This is a genomic window from Agreia sp. VKM Ac-1783, from assembly GCF_900177765.1.
Taxonomy (GTDB): domain Bacteria; phylum Actinomycetota; class Actinomycetes; order Actinomycetales; family Microbacteriaceae; genus Agreia.
Window position 1 is genome coordinate 854,508 of record NZ_FXWI01000003.1, and the last position, 20,870, is coordinate 875,377.

The 20,870-nt window shown below is 57.6% G+C and carries 17 protein-coding genes; 9 read left to right on the plus strand and 8 right to left on the minus strand.

The features are described 5' to 3' along the window. Window positions 1-122: 122 nt before the first annotated feature. Window positions 123-878, plus strand: coding sequence for a hypothetical protein (locus CCK87_RS13800; protein WP_140162857.1), 756 nt, complete (start codon window positions 123-125; stop codon window positions 876-878). Here the strand turns inward: CCK87_RS13800 and CCK87_RS13805 are convergent. After that, on the minus strand, window positions 864-2,234 hold the full coding sequence (locus tag CCK87_RS13805) for an SIR2 family protein (protein ID WP_170927287.1): 1,371 nt from the start codon (window positions 2,232-2,234) through the stop codon (window positions 864-866). The two genes, CCK87_RS13800 and CCK87_RS13805, sit on opposite strands and share 15 nt — an antisense overlap. A 20-nt stretch (window positions 2,235-2,254) precedes the next feature. After that, window positions 2,255-2,980: a hypothetical protein gene (locus CCK87_RS18355; protein WP_170927288.1), complete on the minus strand. Its 726-nt coding sequence runs from the start codon at window positions 2,978-2,980 to the stop codon at window positions 2,255-2,257. 265 nt (window positions 2,981-3,245) lie between these two features. Here CCK87_RS18355 and CCK87_RS13815 point away from each other — a divergent pair, with 265 nt between their 5' ends. From CCK87_RS13815 to CCK87_RS18090, 6 genes are all read left to right on the plus strand, one after another. Further along, complete coding sequence (locus CCK87_RS13815; protein WP_086461915.1) at window positions 3,246-5,381, plus strand: AAA family ATPase; 2,136 nt, start codon at window positions 3,246-3,248, stop codon at window positions 5,379-5,381. 2 nt (window positions 5,382-5,383) lie between these two features. Continuing rightward, complete coding sequence (locus CCK87_RS13820; protein WP_086461916.1) at window positions 5,384-7,177, plus strand: ATP-dependent helicase; 1,794 nt, start codon at window positions 5,384-5,386, stop codon at window positions 7,175-7,177. A 365-nt stretch (window positions 7,178-7,542) separates the two neighbouring features. Next, window positions 7,543-8,643, plus strand: a complete 1,101-nt coding sequence (locus CCK87_RS13825; RefSeq protein WP_086462064.1) for a radical SAM protein — start codon at window positions 7,543-7,545, stop codon at window positions 8,641-8,643. A 3-nt stretch (window positions 8,644-8,646) separates the two neighbouring features. Further along, window positions 8,647-9,249: a dTMP kinase gene (gene tmk, locus CCK87_RS13830; protein ID WP_086461917.1), complete on the plus strand. Its 603-nt coding sequence runs from the start codon at window positions 8,647-8,649 to the stop codon at window positions 9,247-9,249. Between the two features lie 5 nt (window positions 9,250-9,254). Beyond that, window positions 9,255-10,070, plus strand: coding sequence for an endonuclease/exonuclease/phosphatase family protein (locus tag CCK87_RS13835; protein ID WP_086461918.1), 816 nt, complete (start codon window positions 9,255-9,257; stop codon window positions 10,068-10,070). Between the two features lie 426 nt (window positions 10,071-10,496). Then, on the plus strand, window positions 10,497-11,945 hold the full coding sequence (locus CCK87_RS18090; protein ID WP_170927289.1) for a hypothetical protein: 1,449 nt from the start codon (window positions 10,497-10,499) through the stop codon (window positions 11,943-11,945). 108 nt (window positions 11,946-12,053) lie between these two features. Here CCK87_RS18090 and CCK87_RS13850 read toward each other — a convergent pair whose 3' ends face one another. Further along, window positions 12,054-12,500 (minus strand): helix-turn-helix domain-containing protein, encoded by a 447-nt coding sequence (locus CCK87_RS13850; RefSeq protein ID WP_140162859.1) that lies wholly within the window; start codon window positions 12,498-12,500, stop codon window positions 12,054-12,056. A 259-nt stretch (window positions 12,501-12,759) separates the two neighbouring features. Between CCK87_RS13850 and CCK87_RS13855 the strand changes: the two genes are divergently transcribed. Next, window positions 12,760-15,579, plus strand: coding sequence for a hypothetical protein (locus tag CCK87_RS13855; protein ID WP_140162860.1), 2,820 nt, complete (start codon window positions 12,760-12,762; stop codon window positions 15,577-15,579). A 933-nt stretch (window positions 15,580-16,512) separates the two neighbouring features. Here CCK87_RS13855 and CCK87_RS13860 read toward each other — a convergent pair. From CCK87_RS13860 to CCK87_RS13880, 5 genes are all read right to left on the minus strand, one after another. Continuing rightward, window positions 16,513-17,292, minus strand: a complete 780-nt coding sequence (locus CCK87_RS13860) for a dienelactone hydrolase family protein (RefSeq protein ID WP_086461923.1) — start codon at window positions 17,290-17,292, stop codon at window positions 16,513-16,515. Between the two features lie 90 nt (window positions 17,293-17,382). Then, the gene (locus CCK87_RS13865; protein ID WP_086461924.1) at window positions 17,383-17,952 is read right to left on the minus strand and encodes a peroxidase-related enzyme; all 570 of its coding nucleotides are present in this window, start codon (window positions 17,950-17,952) and stop codon (window positions 17,383-17,385) included. A gap of 63 nt (window positions 17,953-18,015) precedes the next feature. Next, complete coding sequence (locus tag CCK87_RS18095) at window positions 18,016-18,573, minus strand: LysM peptidoglycan-binding domain-containing protein (protein WP_140162861.1); 558 nt, start codon at window positions 18,571-18,573, stop codon at window positions 18,016-18,018. An 18-nt stretch (window positions 18,574-18,591) separates the two neighbouring features. Then, window positions 18,592-19,020: a DUF1801 domain-containing protein gene (locus tag CCK87_RS13875; protein WP_086461926.1), complete on the minus strand. Its 429-nt coding sequence runs from the start codon at window positions 19,018-19,020 to the stop codon at window positions 18,592-18,594. A 238-nt stretch (window positions 19,021-19,258) separates the two neighbouring features. Beyond that, the gene (locus CCK87_RS13880; RefSeq protein ID WP_086461927.1) at window positions 19,259-20,011 is read right to left on the minus strand and encodes a hypothetical protein; all 753 of its coding nucleotides are present in this window, start codon (window positions 20,009-20,011) and stop codon (window positions 19,259-19,261) included. A 123-nt stretch (window positions 20,012-20,134) separates the two neighbouring features. On the opposite strand from CCK87_RS13880, the gene CCK87_RS13885 reads away from it, so the two are divergent. Then, window positions 20,135-20,869: an HAD family hydrolase gene (locus CCK87_RS13885; RefSeq protein ID WP_249273895.1), complete on the plus strand. Its 735-nt coding sequence runs from the start codon at window positions 20,135-20,137 to the stop codon at window positions 20,867-20,869. Window position 20,870: the final 1 nt, after the last annotated feature.

The following is a 20,870-nucleotide window of genomic DNA, read 5'->3' on the forward strand; positions in this document are numbered from 1 at the left end:
GATAGTAACTTGCACAGTCCTCGTGGCGGCAAGAAGATCTCTAGTCGGTAGAAGAACCTCTCTAGACGGTTTGTCTACAGCCCGGAGGATGGAGCCGTGCCTGTTTCGGATACGCTCAGGGGGTGCATGATGCCCCGATGGAGCCATTGAGATTCGCGCAAGGTGAAGAAGACAGCCATCTTGTGACGCCTCCATCCGCTGCGCAGGACGACGTCTGTCCTCGATGTCTCAGCGTCAATTACGAACCGGAATTCGCCGTCTGCGAAAACTGTCGATTGAATGCAAGCCAGCTGGACGGACATAGCCTGTCGATCGAGCCGATCTCGCTCTACACGAAGCCGGGACGACTTCGAGACTGGCTGACGTATTACAAGAGCGAAGACGAACGACTAGCCGACAGATTTGCAACAGAGGCAATCACCACGATCCTTGATCGGTTCTTTGCGGCGAATCGGTTGTGGATAGTTTCCCTGAAGCCGAGCTACTTCGTGATCGTGCCGTCTACCAGTCGTCAGCCTCCGCATCCACTGCAGATGCTGATAGATAACGCGACCGGACTCGGTATCGACTCGCGTGCCGCCGTCCGCCGCACACCGTCGGCGCTGGGGCCTCGGACGGCATCGACCGAGGCGTATGAATCCGTCGGAGCCGTGAACGGCGATCGGATTCTTCTTGTCGACGACGTGTATGCGTCGGGCTCCCGCGCGCAAAGTGCCGCTTACGCCCTTCGCGCGGGCGGGGCTGAAGTGGTATCGCTGATGGTGATTGGACGGCGGATCAACCCGGCCTATAAGCCTCGTGCGGCTGAAATCTTCGAGGCGCAGCGGCAGCGTCCTTTCGAGTGGTCGATAGAAAAACGGAGATCACTCGAACATTGAAGCCCGGATGATTTGATGTACGGCCTGAACAGCCGCTGGCTCAGTCGACATCAACCTTTGCCATTCACGGGAGCTATGTCTCAGGGGCAGATTCAATTCCTCCGGTTGGGATTCATACTTCTCCCAGATTTGCTGAGCAGCGCCGCCGGTAGTGCCAACGGGAATCACGGCGACGTGATGCATTCGCGCGACTTCGGCTTCTTCGAGAGTGCGATCCCCTCCGCCGAAAACGATCATTGCTCGGGTGAGGGGGATCACGTACTCGCGCATTGCGTCGAGTTCCATGTCTGTGAAGATGGCGGTTCCAATTCGCTCCTTAATCTCGAGTTCCGCACCCTTTCGGTAGTAATGCCTGATTCTCTCCGGACGGTAGGTGCCGGGATCGAGAGCCTCCTTGAACACGCTTCCAACGAGCAGCGCAGCTTCGCCGCCGAATGAGAGAAGACCTAAACCGGGCTCGTCTGCCAGACGCGTGGCCACTTGGCTGGCCACTGTCTCCGCACCAGGCGTAAGGCTGCTACCCGAGACGAAAACATTAGGCCGGCGCGTAAGGGTCTCGATACGACCGAGTATCTCGTCTTGCTCTAGAAAGTCATCGATGAGGTGCACGTGGATTCCTCCATTCTTCAGATCATTGATCCGGAGTGTCTGCAGCGCTTGTTCTAAAGGCTTCGATTCACGCCTCATGATCGCAAAGTGCTTTGTCGGTCCGGAACCGAGCTGGAGTGATCGCGCCAATCGCAGAAGCACGTTCACGTTGGGATCTTCGAAGCTAAGCCCAAGGAAGAGGAAGGAACGCGTCAAGAACTGGGCTCTTAGTTGCGCCCAGAATCGAGGGTGCCTGACTTCATAGGTTTCGAAGTGGGTACGCGTGAGCGTCGGGTCGACCTCCCACGCATCTCCCTCGGGATTGATGAGAGACCCATGCATCTTAAAGAGTTGTTTCTGCTCACCGACAGTGACTTGGCTCCCAAGATCTTCATCCTTCACGATACGGGCCGCGTCATCTGCGGCATCATCCAGGGCTTTTTCAAGGAGGAGGTCGTAGTTGGTGGTCCAATAGTCATAGACGGGCAACTTGACCAAACGGTGATGCAGAGGTGTCGGTGTTGCCGCTCCGGGTAGCTTGCCGAGTAGCGAATCGTAGAGAGCCTTCTCTCCGATCTTTTCCACTATGTACTCTGCGGCCAATGGAGCGTCGGTCACTTCTGGCGGAACAGATGCCTGTGTTCGGGCATCGCCGATGAGGTCGTCCCAGCCCGGCAGGCCGGCAGGTTTCGATAGGCCGGCACCAACGAAGATTGCCGCGCGCCGTCCACGAACCGCCGCGCTGAACTCAGAAATTAGATTGGTCAACTTTGTCCCACTATGTTTCGTTAGTGCGCTGTCACAGCGCCGAGCGGAATAGGCGCTTCGCCCTTGTCGCTGCTCGATATGCGTAGGCTCGCGTACCCCGCGAGCAACTGGTGCGCTATCCACCTTTCATCGGTGACAGGCGACAGCAGCAAGGCTCGAGCCATGAAGTCTCGCCAGTCCGACTCGCTCACGCTTTCGAGGCCGAATAGGTGGAATGAGCGTCCGGTGGAAGTCAACTCCCCGTTGACCCCGAGCGCCTGGATTGAGCGGGTTACGGTTGCCTGCGCACCCGGTAGGCGAGACTTCAACGAAAAGTCGAGCATAGGAAAGTGTGCTCTTACACCGTCCGGGAAGGTCACCAGAGACGTAAGCATGAGTACGTCGTTTTCGGGCAAGCCGTCTGCGAGCTTCCCGAGACGTTCCAGGGTGTCTGCGCCCACTGCGAGCTGCAGATCGCGGGTCGCATCGGGGTATTGGTGGTACTGCGCCGCCTCGAGAATCTCTTGGGGAACACCATCATCGGTGTCCGCACCGGCTAGGAACAGTGCGTGCCAGAAAGGTGTGCCGTTCGCGAGCCTTTCGTTCCGCGCATTTTCGATAAGAGTCTTTGCTGCATCTCCTGCGGAAACGCGATGCTGGAGTCTAGGCGCGCGAGTAACCGTCGCGAACTGAAGCCTTGTTCCCGTAGGAAGTTGGCTGGCGATGCGGCGGATTAGCGCTTGCATCGGGTCGCTGATAGTTGGCATAGCGCCTCCGAACTCTAGGACATTCTTTCGATATGTATATCTATCTGCACAGTACCTACAACCGCCGACAGCGGCGTTGGCCTGGATGCGCTTGTCATGAATTGGGATCGATTTGTCGCCCGTCCTGATACTGTGCTCAAGCATTAGATGGTGCGTCTCGGGGAGTGCCGCAATGCGCCGCTCTCATGATTGTCACGGCTTGCAACGGCTCTGAGCGTCAATGTGATCGGATAGCGAATTCCAATGTCGGAAGGCCGAACAACTGATGCATATCTCGAAACTGAGCCTGATCAACTACCGCAATTTTGCAAACGCTCGATTCGAGTTCGGCCCTGGTGTCAATACGGTCATCGGAGAGAACGGCACTGGAAAAACAAATCTCTTCAGAGCGATTCGGCTTCTTCTCGACGAGAACATGCTCGCCGCTGCGTATCGGCTCAACGAGGGAGACTTCCATCGCGGCTTAGGGGATTGGAAGGGCCATTGGATAATCATTAGCGTCGAGTTCTCCGAAATAACGATGGATGAATCAGTGCAGGCTCTCTTCGTGCACGGCACGGGGAATGTCCATCACGCACCTGTCGACAAAGCGACGTTTAATCTCCTATTCAGGCCCCGCAAAGACATCCGCGTATTACTTTCAGCCATCACTAAAGGCGACATGTCTGCGATGCGTGCCATCCTGGACCCTCTCACAATTGATGACTACGAAACAATATTCACCGGCCGAAGTCTGGCCGACTTCAACGACCCGGCTGTATACACCTCAATCGTTGGTGACTTTTCGAAAGCCATCTTTGCCGACCATGTCGAGTTTCCGGCGCTGGGTGCCTCGCTCCCGAGGCAGTTGGCGGTCGCTAAGGAGGTCTCGTTTTCTTTCATTCAAGCGCTCCGAGACGTCGTCCAAGACTTCCAGAACAATCGCGCTAACCCGCTTCGAGCTTTATTGAGGAGTAAGAGTGGGGAGGTCGATGCTGCGGCGTTCAAGACCATCACCGACAGGGTGCTTGACCTCAATAGGTCCATCGAAGAATGGCCGGATGTTGAGGCCATCCGTGGTGATATCAAGCAGACGATCAAGGATGCCGTAGGAGAGGCATACTCACCGTCCTCGCTGAATATTAAATCCGACCTTCCTGATGACGCTGATCGCCTCTTTCAATCGCTCAAGCTCTTCGTCGGGGAGGATGGCGAAGACTACGAGGGCGGCATCCACGAGCTTTCTCTCGGCGGAGCCAACCTGATCTATCTCACGCTTAAGCTCCTTGAATTCAAATATCAGAAGTCGAAGCAGGCGGTCGCGAATTTCTTACTCATCGAAGAGCCAGAAGCGCACATACATACTCACATTCAGAAGACCCTCTTTGACCGCCTGAAGTATCCAGATACGCAGATCATTTACTCGACTCACTCGACTCAGATCTCTGAAGTCAGCAAAGTCGACAGTATGAACATAGTCGGTCGTGAGAATGGCCGATGCGAAGCGTTTCAGCCAGCACGAGGTCTTGATCCGAAGCAAATCGGACGTGTGCAGAGGTACCTGGATGCGGTTCGGAGCAATCTACTCTTCGCGCGTAGCGTCCTGCTTGTTGAGGGCGACGCGGAGGAGATCTTGGTTCCCGTCCTTGTTAAGAAGCTTCTCGGGGTAGGGCTGGATGAGCTCGGCATTAGCCTCATTAACATTCGAAGCACCGGCTTCGAGAACGTCGCTCTGCTGTTCCATAACGACCGGATACGAAAAACGTGCAGCATCATCACTGATCTCGATGAGGCGTTTATCGATACGACACCGAACGCCGATGACGGTGACTCGCTTGCGCGCTTTAAGCAGCGGGCGACCAGGTCAGAAAAGGCCGGGGCGGAGAGGAAGGCTCGGCTGGATGCCTTTGCTTCGGGAAACCGATGGGTTTCCGTGTTCTACGCGGACCATACCTTTGAGGTTGATTTCCTCGAGGCAGGAAATGAGGTAAGCGCTACTGGCGTAGTTGATGAGATTTACGTCAAGGCCGAGACACGCGCGACGGCTAAAGAGTCGCTGTCGTCATCCGATAGCTACAGGTACGGTCGCCGAATCCTCTCGATGGCTGAGTCCGCAGGAAAAGGCTGGTTTGCAATCCTTCTCGCCGGCCAGATCGACGAACAAGTCAAAGTTCCGGGCTATATCTTGGATGCCCTCCGCTTTGCTCATCCGACAATCAGCAACGAAACATGGTTCAACATCATCAACTACCGAGTTGCACTGGACGAGGCAGCTTCTATTACGTCAGATGCCGATCGAGAGTCGTTCTTGACATCTCTCGATGAATTCCAGCGCGGTGGACTCACATTCGCCCAAATCAAGGTGGAGTTCGCGAGGGTTTTTTGGTCGGATCGGATCAACGACGTTTTGGAACGTTACTAGAGATGGTTGTCTGGGATCGCAGCTCGCTTAACGACGAGCAGATAGAAGCGGTGTCTGAACCTGAGAGCGTCTTCCTCGTCGCTTGTCCTGGCAGCGGGAAGACACGGACCCTCACTTATAAGGTGGCCAGCGAACTCGAGAAGCTTGACTCTCACCGCAAGTTCGTCGCTGCGATTACATATACGCACCGTGCCGCCGACGAAATCGAAGAGCGTATAGCGGCCATGGGAGTCGACACGTCTCAGCTATGGATTGGCACAATCCACTCCTTCTGTCTGGAGTGGATTCTTAAACCATACGGCATATATCATCCTGAGCTGGAGCACGGCTTTCGCATCATGGATTCGCACGACACCGAAACAGCGCTGACAGAGCTTTGTGCGGCTCAGAGCAGACCTTCAATCACGTATTTCGATTGCGATTATTACTTCACCGACTCCGGCATAAGGTTTGGGTGTCGAGATGCTGCAAAGTTGCCAAACGTTCGGCGGGTTCTACAGGATCATTTCGAGGCGATGAGGGCCGCGGGCCAGATCGACTTTGAGCATATTTTGAAGTACGCGTACGAGCTCATCCGAGATATCCCGGCGATTAGCGAAGTGCTTTCGAAGGTCTTCACCTTTATTGCAGTTGACGAATATCAGGACACCAAACAGATACAGTATTCGATCCTTGGATCGATTATTAAAGCCGCCGGGGGCTCTTGTCGAACGCTTATCGTCGGAGATCCCAACCAGGCTATCTTCACCTCCCTGGGTGGCTACGCCATCTCTTTGAAGGACTTTCGATCGATCGTCGGCATACCGGTGAAGCCGCTGGCGCTGAGTCGGAACTATAGATCTTCTGAGCGAATCATTGAATATTTCGGGCGCTTCAACGTTCATGGAACAACTATTGTGTCGGCGTCGGACGAAGCTACCTACCCAAGTCAAGTTACGTTCGACGATCAGACAACGAGGAAGAACTTAGAGATAGAGATTGCCCGTTTGATACGCTATAACGTTCAAGATTTGGGTATCGCGCCTGATGAGATATGCGTGGTGGCACCATGGTGGGTCCATCTCGCCCACTTGACCCGCAACCTGGTCGCTCTCATGCCCGAGTTCGAGTTTGACGGACCAGGCCTCGTTCCTTTTTCTCGCGACATTGACAACTTCTGGTTCAAGTTGGCCAAGCTAGCGCTCACCGAGGCTTCCCCGCGAATGTTCGTTCGTCGGTTGCGGTGGGCGGGGGATATCCTCAACGACCTGGACATGGCAGGTATCGATACATCAAGGATCACGAGGCGCTCGCTTCTTCGGGAGTCTAATTCGATCGATCCTCCCGAGAACGAGGGGCTCGACTATCTGAGGTCGTACTATCGGACCCTTTTCGCACGTCTAGATATTGACTACTCGCAGTACAAGACCCTTCAAGACCACTACAACGCTTTTTTTGCAAGTTCCCAGGCTCGCATTAGTCGATTGGTCGCCGAGGGTGCCCCCTACGTGACCGACGTCGCAATGTTCCGAAGGGTATTTCGCCCGCGCTCCGGGATAACAGTTTCGACAATTCATGGGATTAAGGGTGCCGAGTTCGACACGGTGATCGCGTTTGCCCTACTAGACGGGATGGTGCCGCATTTCAGCGATCATGACCAGCTCGATGGAGCGAAGAAGCTGATGTATGTGATCGGATCGCGCGCCCGAAAGAACCTTCACTTGATTGCGGAACGGGGAAGGACGAAGAAGGGGAACTGGCCTGACTACGACACATCCGTCCCGCTCAAAGCGCTCAAGTTTGCCTACGACCGGTAGCTGAGCGCTAGTGCGCGAAGAACACGTCCCTACCTATATATGGTTCATAGTGACCGAAGTCTGGAGGGTCACTTCACGTGTGACTGCAGCTTGCCGCACGACCATATGGAGCAGGATCGAGCAAACACCGAAATTTCTCGAGGTCTGCTTAGTTCCTTACGCCGGGTTAGCGGACGCAACGCGCAGGATGTGACCGAGGAACTCACCCGGTAGGGGCTCGGGGACGATGCCGTCCTTCAGATCAGCCCAAATCCGGTGCCATCAATTCGTGCGGCGGCGGTTTGTGGACGATACGGTGCCCGCACAAAAGTGTCATACTCATGAAACGTCTAGCTGTAATGCGCTTCCAACCGAGGGGTGGAGTCATGAAGCGGTCCCTGATAATTGATACACAGGCAAGCTCTTGCTACTTCCGAACGTCGGTCGAGGGTGATTCGAGAAAAGCACTCGTTCAAATCACCGAGCGGTGCAATCTGCATTGTGCCCACTGCTTCGTTTCATCGATGAAGTCCGGTGCTGATATGGACGTAACTGACTACGAATTGAAGGTCCTGCCAAGACTGATCGCTGCTGGAGTCGAGAGGGTTACGCTGACCGGCGGCGAACCGTTCGTACATCCGAACATTCTCGAGTTTTGTAGAGCAACCATCCGTGCAGGGCTACCAGTCGGTATCTGCACCAATGCGACCCAGACAACACTGGCGCAGATGGCTGAGCTGTCCGAGATGGGCGACGTACACATCAACGTCAGCTTCGATGGCTTTCGCAGCGAGACGCACGGTAAATTTCGCGGTGATCGTAGTTCGTTCGATCTCACTGAAAAGACCACACGTCAGTTCGCAAGCTTCGGATTGCTTCAGGGTTTACTTTCAACTCCGAATGCACTGACAGATGCTGACGAGTTCGCGGACCTATGTGAATTCGCGGCAGAAATTGGTGCTGAGTACGTGCTGATGAACCCGCTCTCGGCATTCGGACGCGGGATCAAAAGCAAGAACCGACTCGAAGCCGGTCGCGAGCGAATGCGCGCGATTGCCAAGGTGACCGCGCGGTTCAACACTACTTCGCTTGAACTCGTCCAAATCAGGTTTCCCAACGATGATCTTCCTTTGGGCGGGTGCGACGCAGGTAAGTTCGTTTACGTCTTTACTGATGGGGAAACTGCAGTGTGCCCGTACCTTGTCTTCGCGGCACGAAATCCGCTATCGCGTCATGAAGCTAATGAATTTCTTGTTTCGAACATTCTCGAAGCCGATGTCGCGGAGGACCTCGCCAACTATGACTTCCATTCGCGCTACGAGGTCGGCAATAACGAGACCTGCCGGTCCTGTTCGCTCGCGGGAGGTTGCGGCAAGGGCTGCCCTGCTGCGGTCATTGCCGATGGATACCGGATCGGCGCAGTAGATGAGGAGCAGTGCCCTGTCGTAGGCCCTCGGCCGCTACTTGCCCTATCCGTGAAGGTGTAGCAAGTGTTCATCGCGATTGAGGGCCCGAATGGGGTTGGGAAGTCGACGACTGTCCAATCGTTGGCTGAGCTTCTCAGACAATCCGGCGAAACCGTAATGACGACATCCGAGCCAACGGACACTGCGCTAGGACGGAGTCTTCGAGGTGGAGAGCTATACCTGACGGGGCCGATACTGGGCTTGGGGGTCGCTTTCGACCGGCTACTTCACGTCCAAGACGAGATCGCCCCGGCGATCTCGCAAGGATCGATCGTGATCTCGGACCGGTACGTGCCTTCTTCCCTGGTCCTGCAGCGCATTGATGGCATGGATCAAGAATGGATAATCCAGGCCAATCGATTTGCGCCTGCTCCCGATTTGACCGTCTACCTAACTGGTGACCCGGAGGTGATGCAAGCGCGATTGGCCGCGCGTGAAGGGCGATCAAGACTCGAAAAGATGGGCAGTCCGGGACTGGAGCTTCAGTACTACCGGGACGCACGTGATCAACTCTTAAGGTTGGGATGGCATCAAGTGGAGGTTGATTGCCGCGACAAATCCCCGAAAATCGTAGCGGCCGAGATTGCCCAATATCTTGACCAGATCGAAACACCAGCGTATAAGTAGGGTAAATGCTGTCAATCCTCACCTTAAACATCGGTGCCGCATCCCTAAAGCGTGCAGAACTCCTCTGTGATTGGCTGTCTAAGCGCCCCGAAGATGTGATCGTACTAACAGAGACCAGCGCCGGAGAAGGAAGCGCGTTTCTGTTCAGGCAGTTCGAGCGCGCGGGCTACGCGGTTGTATCCAGTGACGTTTTCAATGGAGATCGGGGAGCCGCGCTCCTGAGCAGAGTAGAAATCGATGTGAGTCTTGTGGATGCACTATCGGATATCTCGATTCCAGTTCGAGCTGCCGGTGCTGTCCTTCGATGTGAACCGGGTGTCACGCTTTTAGGGCTCTATGTTCCGAGTCGCGATGCCTCGCCCGCGAAGATCCAGAAGAAGCGGCTATTTATCGAGGAGATCGTTGAACGACTTCAGAGGCTGTCCGCGACATCGATTGCAACGACGGTAGTCGGCGGAGACTACAACGTGATCCACCAAGCGCACGTCCCGCGTTATCCAAGTTTCATGCCATTTGAGTACGAATTCCTGTCGTCGCTCGAGACTCTTGGTTTGAGAGATGCCCAGCAAATTATTTCGCCCAACACTCAGGTGCACAGCTGGGTAGGACGCACTGGGGATGGTTATAAATATGACTACTTCCACGTGGGGCCATATCTGCACGACGGGGTCCAGGCTGTCGAGTACATCGACGAAACTCGAATCCTGGGGCTGACAGATCATTCCGCAGTGTCGATTTCGTTGCAGGGAATCGAACCTGTCATCCGTGAAGTTCGTGAGGTCGGACAGGCGGATCAAGAAGAACTAGGGCTTCTGTTTTAGGAGCTTGTAAATGCTTTATGGGGCTTAGCGCCTACGTCGCCGCTTCGATCCTCTGTCCGTGCCTGGGCGGTCACTCCGACGAAAGTTGTCGAGTGTTCGCCTGGGTGGCGGGCTCTTTTCAATGGCCTCGACCATCTTGGGATCCTGCCCCACTGCTCGTATGGCTCTCGCGCACATCGCTTGGAGTATCAACATGACTACTCCGCATATTTGTTTGTCCCTGTAGCACGGGCAAACAACCGTCCGATCGCCGCCGAGCGTCGAGCAGGTTTCACTTCCAGGCCACACAATGACCCCTATTGAAGCGTTCGAGTCCCTTTAGGGTATGGCTAAATGGCGACATAGAGACCAAGGATGGTGTGTGCCGGTGACGTTGTAATTCTGACCATATTCGGTGTCGGACGGCACTGTCATACTGAAACCAAGATGGACGAATTAGAAGAAACAGCTAGCGGGACACAGATTGATCTTTCGCGTGCGCCGCAGGGCGTGAAAGTTGCGTCGGCGCTTGTCGCTGCTGTTGCTGCGAGCGATGACAGGGTGGAGCGTCACTATCTTGAAGTCAAGAGCGATCTAGACCTAACGAAGAAGAACGACATCGCCAAGATCGCGAAGTTCATTCTTGGATCCGCCAATCGCCTTCCTCGTGTGGCCGCAAAAGCCTTCAAGGGATATGGCGTGATGGTCGTAGGTGTCGCACCCGGAAATGCCCACGGTGTACCTCCAATAGAGGTTTTGGAACTGGAAAAGATAATCAGCCAGTATTTAGGTGCATCAGGGCCGCGATGGGATGTCGTGCGTGTGCCGACGAGTGGTTCGAACGAAGTCTTAGTTTTTTGCGTGGAACCGCCAGAAGAAGGTCAAGACCCTTTCCTGTGCCGAAAGGAGGGAGAGGCTCTCGTTAATGGCCGCGTGTATGTGCGAGCAGATGGAGAAACGCGCGAGGCGAAGGCCGAGGAGATGGATCTCCTGCTGAAACGGGGGAAGTATCAGGCTGCACCCGAGGTGAGTTTTGCAGTGGGCATTGTCGGCGTAGCTCATCCAGTCCAGCTCGACCAGGCGCGTTCGCTGGATGTCTACGTCGCGCAGACAAAAGCGCATCTGCTCAATGCACTGCCGCGTCCAGAGCCAGAGGCGACAGCAGCGACTTCACGTTTCAATCATGACGTTCTTGGCGCCGCTGCAGGAGGCGCTTCTGCGCGGGCGATGAGTGCAATTACGGCCGGCTCGTTTTTTCAAAATGGTCCTTTTGGGTCAGACCCGGAGACGAGAACCGAAGCGGAATACCGAGAGTCGATCGAGCAGTGGAAGAGGCTGATCGACGAAAAGTGGCCGGAGGTGCCTGACATTCTGGCGAGCCAGGCGCTTGATGGTGTCGTTATTCGGGTTTCGAATGCCACAAAGGTGTTTTTTCACGACGTTGAAGTGAAGATTCATCTGGGCGGCGATGTCCGAGGTCTCGACTGGCGAGATAAATCTAGTGGAATTTCGAGAAGTGATTTGAGCCTGCCTTTCCCACCGCGCGTGTGGGGGCCTCTGCAACGCAACCCTCTCAATTCCGGAGTGCTAGGCGCGGGGCAGCTCTATAGCGCGGCAAGTATGCCGTCCACCTATCGCTCGCCTTTGCAATGGAAAAATTCGGGATCTGTCGACTTGACTCTCCGCGTCGGTGATTTGCGTCCAAGACAGACTTACGACTTCGATGACGATGAACTCGTTCTCGTTATGCCGCCGATGGCGACTGGCGAGGTACGCGGAACCTGGGAGATCACGGCGCGCGACCATAACGAGATCTATTCGGGTGAACTGACGGTGCCAGTTGGACCTCGAGCCGACTTCACGAACATTGTCAGAAAGCTCTTAAAGGTCGAATGAAACGTTCGTCCTTGGTCGGCATACAACGACAGCTCAGGGTCTCTCAAGCGCCGACCTCGAGGAGCGCACGTTCTTGCTTGAGCCGTGCAGAACCGGATCTGGTGGTCCTCACATCTTAACGACAGCCTTTATTGTCTTCGGATCTCGCCCCATAGCTCGCCCGATTGCATTCAACGACAGCCGCTGCTCGTACAGTTCTTGGGCTCGAGCAATCTCGCTTTTGCTCAACGGCTGGACACCCAGCGCTATCCCTCGATGCTTCAAGTGCTTCGCGACTGTGCTGCGATGCACTCCATGCCGATTCTGTAGCTCATATACAGAACCGCCGGCCTTGTATTCGTTGACGAGCTGGTCGATAAAAGCGGGGGAGAGCTGCTTCACTTGGTTCCGTGTCGGCTGCTCATCACGCACCGACTTCGCCAAAATCCGCGTATATTCAGGACTCCGGGCAAAGTTGAACAGGGGTCGGGCTTGCTTCCTTATGTTCGCGAGCACATCGCTTTGGAGCACCAAAGGTTTGTCTCTCGAATACGGAGTCGAGTCGACGCAGGTCATTTGCCGTTCCTCGGTTGGCGCAAACAGGCGCCGAGTAAGACCGCAACCCCTCAGCATTCTTTCGAAGATTCGAGAAGCGGGACGCGATCTGATCCTTTTGCCGCAGGTTGACTGCCCGGGATCTAATAGCTGCTTGTTCCGTAGCTGGTCAAGCTCAAGAGGGCTTCCTGCAGTATGCAAAAGTTACTCGCCAAGGTGTCAGTTTCGGCGTTGTCTGCCGCAACGACACTGACGGAGCGTGGTGGTGCAGAATGAACGCGTGGACTACAACTTTGCAGCGCTCGGCTCTCGCGGGTTCGAACATCTGGTTCAGGCGCTTGCGCTTGACTCCTTGGGCTCGGCTATCGGAGTTTTTGGCGACGGGCCTGACGGTGGACGCGAAGCAACCTTCCGAGGTCGGATCAAATTGCCAGATAACGCCGGTAAGCAGACATGGGACGGCTACGGAGTCGTTCAAGTCAAGCACCCGGTTCGTGAAGGTAGTCCAGGAGTTAACGCGCAGTGGTTGATCCGAGAAATCCGTAAGGAACTTAACGCGTTCTTGCCTGGCAAAAACGGGACAGTCAAGCGCAGGCATAAGCCGGAATATTACCTGATCGCGACAAGCGCACGATTGTCCTCGGTAGAGGATACAGGGGGTATCGATCTCGTAAACGCGGAACTTTCAAAATACGCCGCCAAGCTGAAGCTCAAAGGCGTCTACGTCTGGCACTATGACCAAATTGCCCGTTTACTGGATGCCCGCCCGGGAATCCGACAGACATATGCCGGTGCCGTCACCAGCGGGGATCTGATCTCGGCGCTTCTTGAAGTCTTTGCGAGCTCTGTCGTGGACGTCGGGAAAAAGATCACTATCAATGCGGCTTTAGAACTGAGGAATCGCCAGTGGGTGCGTCTCGGTGATTCCGGGCTGAATGACGAGATGAAGCTGTCGCTCGACAGCGTTGCAGTTGATGTACCGGCCCTAATCGCAGATCCACGAAATGAACGCGGCGACTGGTCGGAGGTGAAGGTCATTGCCCATTCTCTCGTTGTCGGAAGTGAATCGAAACGGAAGAGTCAAAGAGGCGCCGATTCGCAGAATATGGTGATCATTGGCGGCCCTGGACAGGGCAAGAGCACTGTGGCACAGATAATCTGCCAGACCTACAGAACTGCGATTCTGGAGCACTCGAGTGCGCTTAGCAGAGAGCAACTTCGACTTGTGGCCGCGAATAAAGCCGCCGTCGCCCGCGTGGGTCTTGAACTGCCCGGATATCGCCGTTGGCCGATCTATGTCGAGTTGTCGAAATTCGGGGATGCTCTTGCCGCCGACCCGTCGCTCTCTCTTATGAACTATCTCACTGCTCTGGTTCGAGCAGATTCTGGCCCATTTCTCCCGAGTCAACTGCTTGTTTGGCGACGAGCATGGCCTTGGCTGGTCGTTCTTGACGGTCTAGATGAGGTGCCGTCAGCTCAAGTTCGCACGGACATGATTCGCGCTATCGATGAGTTCCTAACGGAAGTTGATTTCAACGACGACGATGTCATGGTGATAGCAACGACGCGCCCACAGGGATACCAGGGCGAGTTTGGCGAGTTTGACCCGGAGCAACTTGAGCTCCGGCCCCTAACTGCAACTGAGGCGCAGCGATATGGCGAACTGGTCGTCCGAGCTCGCCTTTACGATGACCCGGCTCGGCGAACGATTGTCAACGCCAGATTGCGAGACGCGGCGAGTGATTCCGTAACAGTACGGCTAATGACATCTCCACTCCAAGTGACGATCCTGTCAACGCTCCTAGAGCGGCTCTTGAGGGTCCCGGACACGCGGCACGCACTTTTCGACGAGTACTACAAGTCAATTTATCTCCGCGAGAGTTCAAAAGCCGGGAGGCTCGGTGACCTCCTCTCGAGCCACCAAGGGGTGATTGACTACGTACACGAACAGGTTGGGTTGTATCTACATGCCAAATCGGAGGTTTCCGGGCAAGCCGACGCGACGCTAAGCGAAGATCGTCTTACCGAACTCTTTAAGGAGCGACTTAGAGAGGAAGGCTACGTCGAGGAGGCTCAATTAGAGCGTCTCACGAAGGACTTAGTTACTGCCGCTCGGAACCGAGTGGTTCTTATCGTTGGTATCCGAAAAGACATGGTCGGCTTCGAAGTACGAAGCATCCAGGAATATATGGCGGCCAGAGCAATAACCTCCGGTCACGATGACGACGTCGTTGATCGGCTAGCAGTACTTGGGCCGTCCGCGCACTGGCGGAATGCTTGGCTGTTGGCGGTGGGACGGATGTTCTCCGAGTCGCTTCACCAACGAGCATCGCTTTTAGAACGTGTCCGACAGCTCGACAATGGCGATTTGGCTAGCATGTCAATTGGCGTGGGACAGCGGCTCTCGCTTGACATGCTTGAGGATGATTTGGCCCTGCAGATGCCTCTATACCGTCGATCTCTTCTGAGCCACGCTATTCAAGCGCTGGATCGATGGCCAAGCCCGCAGCTGCGTCGTCTTGCGGATGTTCTCGCGCGGGAACTAGACCGGGACAAGGAATCCGCTGCGATTGTTCGGAATGCGTTATCGAGCGCCTTTGCGTCCGACGGTGCGAAGAAGGCTTCGGCCGTGCTGATTCTGCGATCTTGGGAGAAGGGGACCGGTACCCCGACTGCTCTGTCGAACAGACTGTTGCTGGCGTCGAAAGATTGGAGGCCGAACGGTCATCCGAAGCGGCGTCGAGTAACTGTTAGAGAGGTTATAGAACCTCTATTGCCGAAGGAAGACCTGAGTGACCACCAGGCGGCACAGCTCGACGTAATTCTTGAGCACATGGGTAGCCAGCGCGTGCCGTACGACTTGACAGCTTCTGAAATCGCCACCTACTCCAAGAATCTGCAGCTTCCTGCCGCGGCAGAATTGGCCGTGGGTGTCTCCGACGACGACGTTCGAGGCATGCTTGCCTACGCCGTTTCGTTGGTTGAGCCTCCGGGTGCGACGGCAGCGATTTACCTGGCGCAACTGTTGGCAACAAGTCTCGAGAGGCAAAGACGAGGCGCGGAACCGGTAATTGTTGCGGCCGGGCGAGGGCTTTCCTGAGCAGACTGCATCCGTGTTCGTCCTGCCTCGAACGGATAAGGCAACAGCCGGGTGACCCTCAGTGCCTCGACTGAGTGAAACGAATTCGACATGAAGCCGTGGTGCTTGGGCGACCTATCGCGGTGAGCGCCTATGCCGACGTTCATCGTCCGGAGGCGTAGTTTCACGGCGGGTTCGTTGGGAACTTGAAAGACCAGCGTGGCGTTCGGGGCTCGTGTCCTGATCGATGCCCCCTCGACATGGCACGCAATAACGAATAATGCCCTCGATGAGGCACATCGCGTGCGTCCTGTGCGAGACATTAGTGATCTCTACCGCATTTACGGCACGTTCCGAGCCGTATGCCGTAGTAGCCGTTGGAGTGAAGGCGGTGATCCCGGTCATGCGTCCAACTCTTCGCTCGTATGCTTTCAGCAGAGGTGCGAAGCGTCTCGACTAGTGGGCCACAGATGATCTCCGCGACGGACCGCAGGCATCAGCGCGGTTACAGCAAACGACGTCGACACCATTCCACCATCGTCGAGCGCTGGATCCTTACTGTGCCCGAGTGCAGTACTGGGTAGTTGACTTCGCCGCCCTCTGCACGAACACAATGACCTTGCTTTCTTTGTTCGCTGATGGAGGTTGGCTGCGCCAGGTCTTCGGCATCAGGCGCGCGACGAGTTCTTGGATGCGGCCTGCGATAGCGGCATCCGAATGAGGCACCCAGGCGACCGCCTTCGCCGCGGCAATCGAGTCTTTCGTCGGTCAAGCGCCAATAGGTACTTACGCTTGATTTGCAACCTAGCGCCAGATGCATGGGGGACTGAAATCCCAGACAGTTCGGCTGCCACTCGCTCACAGAGTTCTCGAATGGTCTGCGGCTCTCTAACTGAATTCAAGCTTCACCCTTCCAGGGGCACCAGCTCGGCCTCGAGTGCTTGCCGGTTCAGCTCAGGCGAGCACCTCGTCGAAGAATGCCTCCATTGCCTTCCAGCTGCGGGCATCGGCTTTCGGCCTGTAGCTCGGGAGCATCGGCTGGGTGAATGCGTGCGGGGCTCCGCTGTAGCTCACGACCTGCCAGTCCAGGTCTGGCGCCGTCCGCAGCTCGTTCTCGAATGCGACGACGGCCTCGTCGGGCACGACCGGGTCGTCGGCGCCGGTGAGCACGAGCAGGGGTGCGCGAAGGTCGGCCACATCAGCAGGCTCGTGGGTGATGAGTCCGCCGTGGAAGGAGACCACGCCGGCGATGGGCGCGCCCGTGCGCGCGAACTCGAGGGTGGCCGAGCCGCCGAAGCAGTAACCGATCACCGCGATGCGGTCGGGGTCGACTCGGGAATCCCAGCGCAGGCGATCGAAACCAGCTTGGACCCGGGCGCGAAGCAGCTGCTGGTCGCTGTAAAAGGCGCCGGCCACGGCGGGTGCCTCGTCGCCCTGAGGGCGCACCCCGGCTCCATAGATGTCGGCAGCGAACGCCACGTAACCGAGGCGGGCAAGCATCTGGGCTCGGGCGTGCACATATTCGCCCTCCCCGAACCAGTCGTGGATGACGAGCACGCCCGGCCGGCCCTCGCCCTCAGATGCGTCCCAGGCGAGGTAGCCCTCGAGTGGCGACCCGTCGTGGTCGTAGGAGACGCGCTCCGACTGGATCGAGCTGCCGTCGCGCAAAGGAACGCTGTTGATCAGGGCTTCGTGTTTCGCGCTAAAAGCTGGATTCGTGTCGATTGTCGTCATGAAGCCGGATCTTCTCTCTGAGTAGTCGTGATGGTGAAACTGACTGTCTTCAGTTCAGCATGGTCGCCGGTCGTGAAGCGCACGCGAGAGCTACAGCGTGTCGACGAGCGCTGACCGAAGCGGCTCGCTGAGCCCGGGCGGCACATCGACCTCGACGCCGAGCGCATGGAGCGCCCGGCTGTAATAGTTGCGGGCGGCAGCCGCGAGGGCGATGTCGACGATCTCGCGGTCGGTGAAGCCGTGCTCGCGCAAGGTGATGCTGTCTGCATCCGTCATCGCGGCCGAATCGGTGCTGAGCTTCTCGGCGAACTCCATCATCGCTACCTCCGCGGCCGACAGACCGGCGTCGTGATAGTCGCGGGCGATGCGAACGAGCTGGTCCTCGGAGATGTACTGCAGAGACTTCATCCCATGCGCCAGGCGGCAGGCCTTGGAGCGCAGCGCCCCCGCGGCCGCGAGGGTGATCAGCTCGTAGCGCCGCTTGTCCATAGGGCGCGCGATCGCTCCGATGAGATTCTCCCAGGCGCGGTATGCCTCGGGATTCACGGCCATCACCCGCGTATGGGCAGGCACGTAGCCCTGATCGGCGATGTCCTCCGCACAGATCTCTGCGACCTCACCGGTCGCCTCGCCCGGCTCGGGCGTCACGATGATGCTCATGCCGCCATCGTGCCACCGACAAGGCATCACTTCTAGTGGTGACTCGACGTCACGTCACCGTGCCTACTTCTGAGGGAGGTGCGGATCGCTGAGGCGGTCGAGGTGGCTGTACGCCACGCCGTTCTCGTTGCCGACGCTCGTTACCGTGGTGGGATCGAGGTTGATGACATCGCCGATGTAGAGCCCTTTTCCGTCTCGTCTCACCGCATTGATGCTCCACAGGTAGGCGGTGCCAAGATCGAATCGCTTGGCCACAAACTCGAATACATCACCCTCGCCGACCGTGTAGCTGATCGGTATTCCGTCGCCGTTGACCTGGGTTGTGCCATCTGCATAAGCAATCGGTCCGCCATCGATAGGCGTTTCGTTGAGCATGGTGACGTCGTTGTCGAAGTAATGGCGGCCCGGTGATGCTGGCGATGCGATGGGCGTGGGCGTCGCCGTTTCGGGGGATGACGTCGTCGGTTGGCCTTGTGCGGTCGGCGCATCCGACGGGGTGGGTGGCGATGGTGTACATCCGCTGACCGCCGCTCCGAGGAGTATTGCGATACCAATCGCCGAGGCCGAAGACGCAGTTCTACCCATGCGGTCCACTTTGCCACGGTCGGTTATTCCGGCCACGAAACATGGACTCGAGACTCAGCCAGCTGCCCTCACAATGAGATCGGCGATCCTCTTCTCCACCGCAGGCGTGATCTCGAGCACGGCGAACGATGTCGGCCACATCTCCCCGTCGTCGAGCGCCGCATCTTCGCTGAAGCCCAGGGTGCAGTAGCGCGTCTTGAACTTGGCCGCGCTCTGCACGAACAGAATGACCTTGCCCTCTTTGTTGGCGTAAGCGGGTTGGCTGTACCAGGTCTTCGGTGTGAGTTGCGGCGCGTGTTGGGCGACGAGTTCATGGATGCGGCCCGCGATAGCGGCATCCGATTCGGGCATCTCGGCGATCGCCTTCGCCACGGCCTTCTCGCCGGCCTCGCGGTTCTTCCCCGCCTTGGCCTCCTCGCGCAGCTCCTTGGCGCGCTCTTTGACGGCGTCGCGTTCCTCTTGCGATAGTCCTGCTGCGGCCATGGTGTTCTCCTTCGATCAGTCATGAGCTGTCGCGCCCCCGTATGTGCGGCGTCGATTTCAGAATAGGGATGCCCGCAGGCGCGCGCTTCTCCGATCCTGATCGATCGTGATCAGATGTGCTCGGCAGCCGCTACGACGCGAGCGAAGCGATGCCGCGGGCCACGGCGAGTGCCACGACGGGAAACGTCACCGACGCTCGGACTCCAATGTCTGCGGGGTGCCCCCGCGCCCGAGTCTGTCAGACGCCGTCAGCAGTCGCAGGGAAGTGTCGCCTCTGATCGGGAGAGGGAAGCGCGACGAGGCGCCTGTCCAGCGGCTGCTGTGCCGCGTCGACCACGGCGTTGTAGCGCAGGCGCGGACTTTCAGCCTGCAGAGACGCGATGCTCGCCGTCGAGATCTCGAAGGGGAACGCGGTGAGCAGCTTGCCGTCGACGGCGTAGAGGAGCGCTGAATACCCGCTACCCGGATGGCGCACCAGAACCGTCGTGGCCACGATGTGATCCGAGCTCTCGTGCATCACGAACTCGACGCCAGGCACCTGGTCAGGAGCATCGAAGATGGGCGACAGCGCAACCGCGAGCCGGTGCAGGGGAGTGGTCGCGGACGCGGGCTCGAACCACGGCATAAAGATAGACGGCTCGAGGCCGAGGGCACGCGCCACATCGCCGTTCATCCACCGGTCGCGCTTCAAACCGTAGGGCGTCGACGCGGTCGACAGTAGATAGCCATAGACATGGATGAGCCCGGCGTTGCCGACGGGCCAGCTCGCGTCGAGGCCGGCCAGTCGGTGCAGCTCGGCAAAGAGCTCGAGCGAGATAACCGGCGTGCCCGTATTCTCGTCGACGACGGTCGAGAGCCCCCACCGGGAGAACTGGCCGGTCGACGCATCCTGCCCGATCTGCCGCGCGAGAAGCGAACCATCGAGCACCGATCGCGGCGATTCGCCCGCGTCGATCCGGGCAGAAGCAGCCAGCAGGTCGTCGTTCGTCACGTCGCCATCGTAGGCGGCGGGGGCCGCTCGAAAAATCGTTTACACGCTGTTCACCTGGCGTGGTCATTGCGTCTATACGCTCTACCTATCATGGACGCTGTGTCCACCAGTGAAAGGAAAAGCGTGCCGTACCGCGACAAGACCCTGCTGTTCGATTTCGATGGGACGCTCTCCCTCGGGGTTGGGCCGGTCGTCGCATACGCTCGCGCTGCGGCGCAGCAGCTGGCCTCCGACGAGGCCGACGCCTTCGTCGAGACCGTCGTTGCGACGCTCGACGAGCACCCCTCCGGCCGAGCTCCTGGCACGAATGCCATCGACGGATACGACCTGGTGCGGCTTATGTCAGCCGACCACGGCATCCGGCCTGACACGCTCGGCGAGGCCTATCTCGCCAGCCGCGCACACCTCGGCTCGACGCTCGCCCCCGTCGTGGCGCCCGACGGCCTCGTCGAGTTTCTGATCGAGGCGCGCCCGTTCGCCAACCTCGTCGTCGCCACCAACGCACCCGACATCCGCATCGACGCAGCCCTCGAGATGCTCGGCCTCACCGGGCTGTTCGACGCCACCTATACCTCACTCGGCAAGCCGAGCGGCATGGCCGCCGTGCTCGACGAGTGGCTGCCCCGCGGCCAGGTTCTGAGCATCGGCGACGTCTGGGTCAACGATCTCGCTCCCGCGCACGCTCGCGGGGCGCTGACAGCTCTCGTCGGCTCGACCTCAGACGAGACGCCGGATGTGACGCCCACGTTCTCGGCGCACGACCTGCACGACCTCTACCCGGCCATCACCGAGTGGCTCCGCGACTCCTCTTCTTCACCCTCCTCACCCGCACCTCTCATCACACCCTCCGAAAGGTAGT

What these genes read in the sequence shown, in the direction of transcription:
- CCK87_RS18355 (WP_170927288.1), bottom strand. Translation starts at nt 2,980, where the DNA reads ATGCCAACTATCAGCGACCCGATGCAAGCGCTAATCCGCCGCATCGCC.
- CCK87_RS13815 (WP_086461915.1), top strand. Translation starts at nt 3,246, where the DNA reads ATGCATATCTCGAAACTGAGCCTGATCAACTACCGCAATTTTGCAAAC.
- CCK87_RS13820 (WP_086461916.1), top strand. Translation starts at nt 5,384, where the DNA reads ATGGTTGTCTGGGATCGCAGCTCGCTTAACGACGAGCAGATAGAAGCG.
- CCK87_RS13825 (WP_086462064.1), top strand. Translation starts at nt 7,543, where the DNA reads ATGAAGCGGTCCCTGATAATTGATACACAGGCAAGCTCTTGCTACTTC.
- CCK87_RS13835 (WP_086461918.1), top strand. Translation starts at nt 9,255, where the DNA reads ATGCTGTCAATCCTCACCTTAAACATCGGTGCCGCATCCCTAAAGCGT.
- CCK87_RS18090 (WP_170927289.1), top strand. Translation starts at nt 10,497, where the DNA reads ATGGACGAATTAGAAGAAACAGCTAGCGGGACACAGATTGATCTTTCG.
- CCK87_RS13850 (WP_140162859.1), bottom strand. Translation starts at nt 12,500, where the DNA reads ATGACCTGCGTCGACTCGACTCCGTATTCGAGAGACAAACCTTTGGTG.
- CCK87_RS13860 (WP_086461923.1), bottom strand. Translation starts at nt 17,292, where the DNA reads ATGACGACAATCGACACGAATCCAGCTTTTAGCGCGAAACACGAAGCC.
- CCK87_RS13865 (WP_086461924.1), bottom strand. Translation starts at nt 17,952, where the DNA reads ATGAGCATCATCGTGACGCCCGAGCCGGGCGAGGCGACCGGTGAGGTC.
- CCK87_RS13875 (WP_086461926.1), bottom strand. Translation starts at nt 19,020, where the DNA reads ATGGCCGCAGCAGGACTATCGCAAGAGGAACGCGACGCCGTCAAAGAG.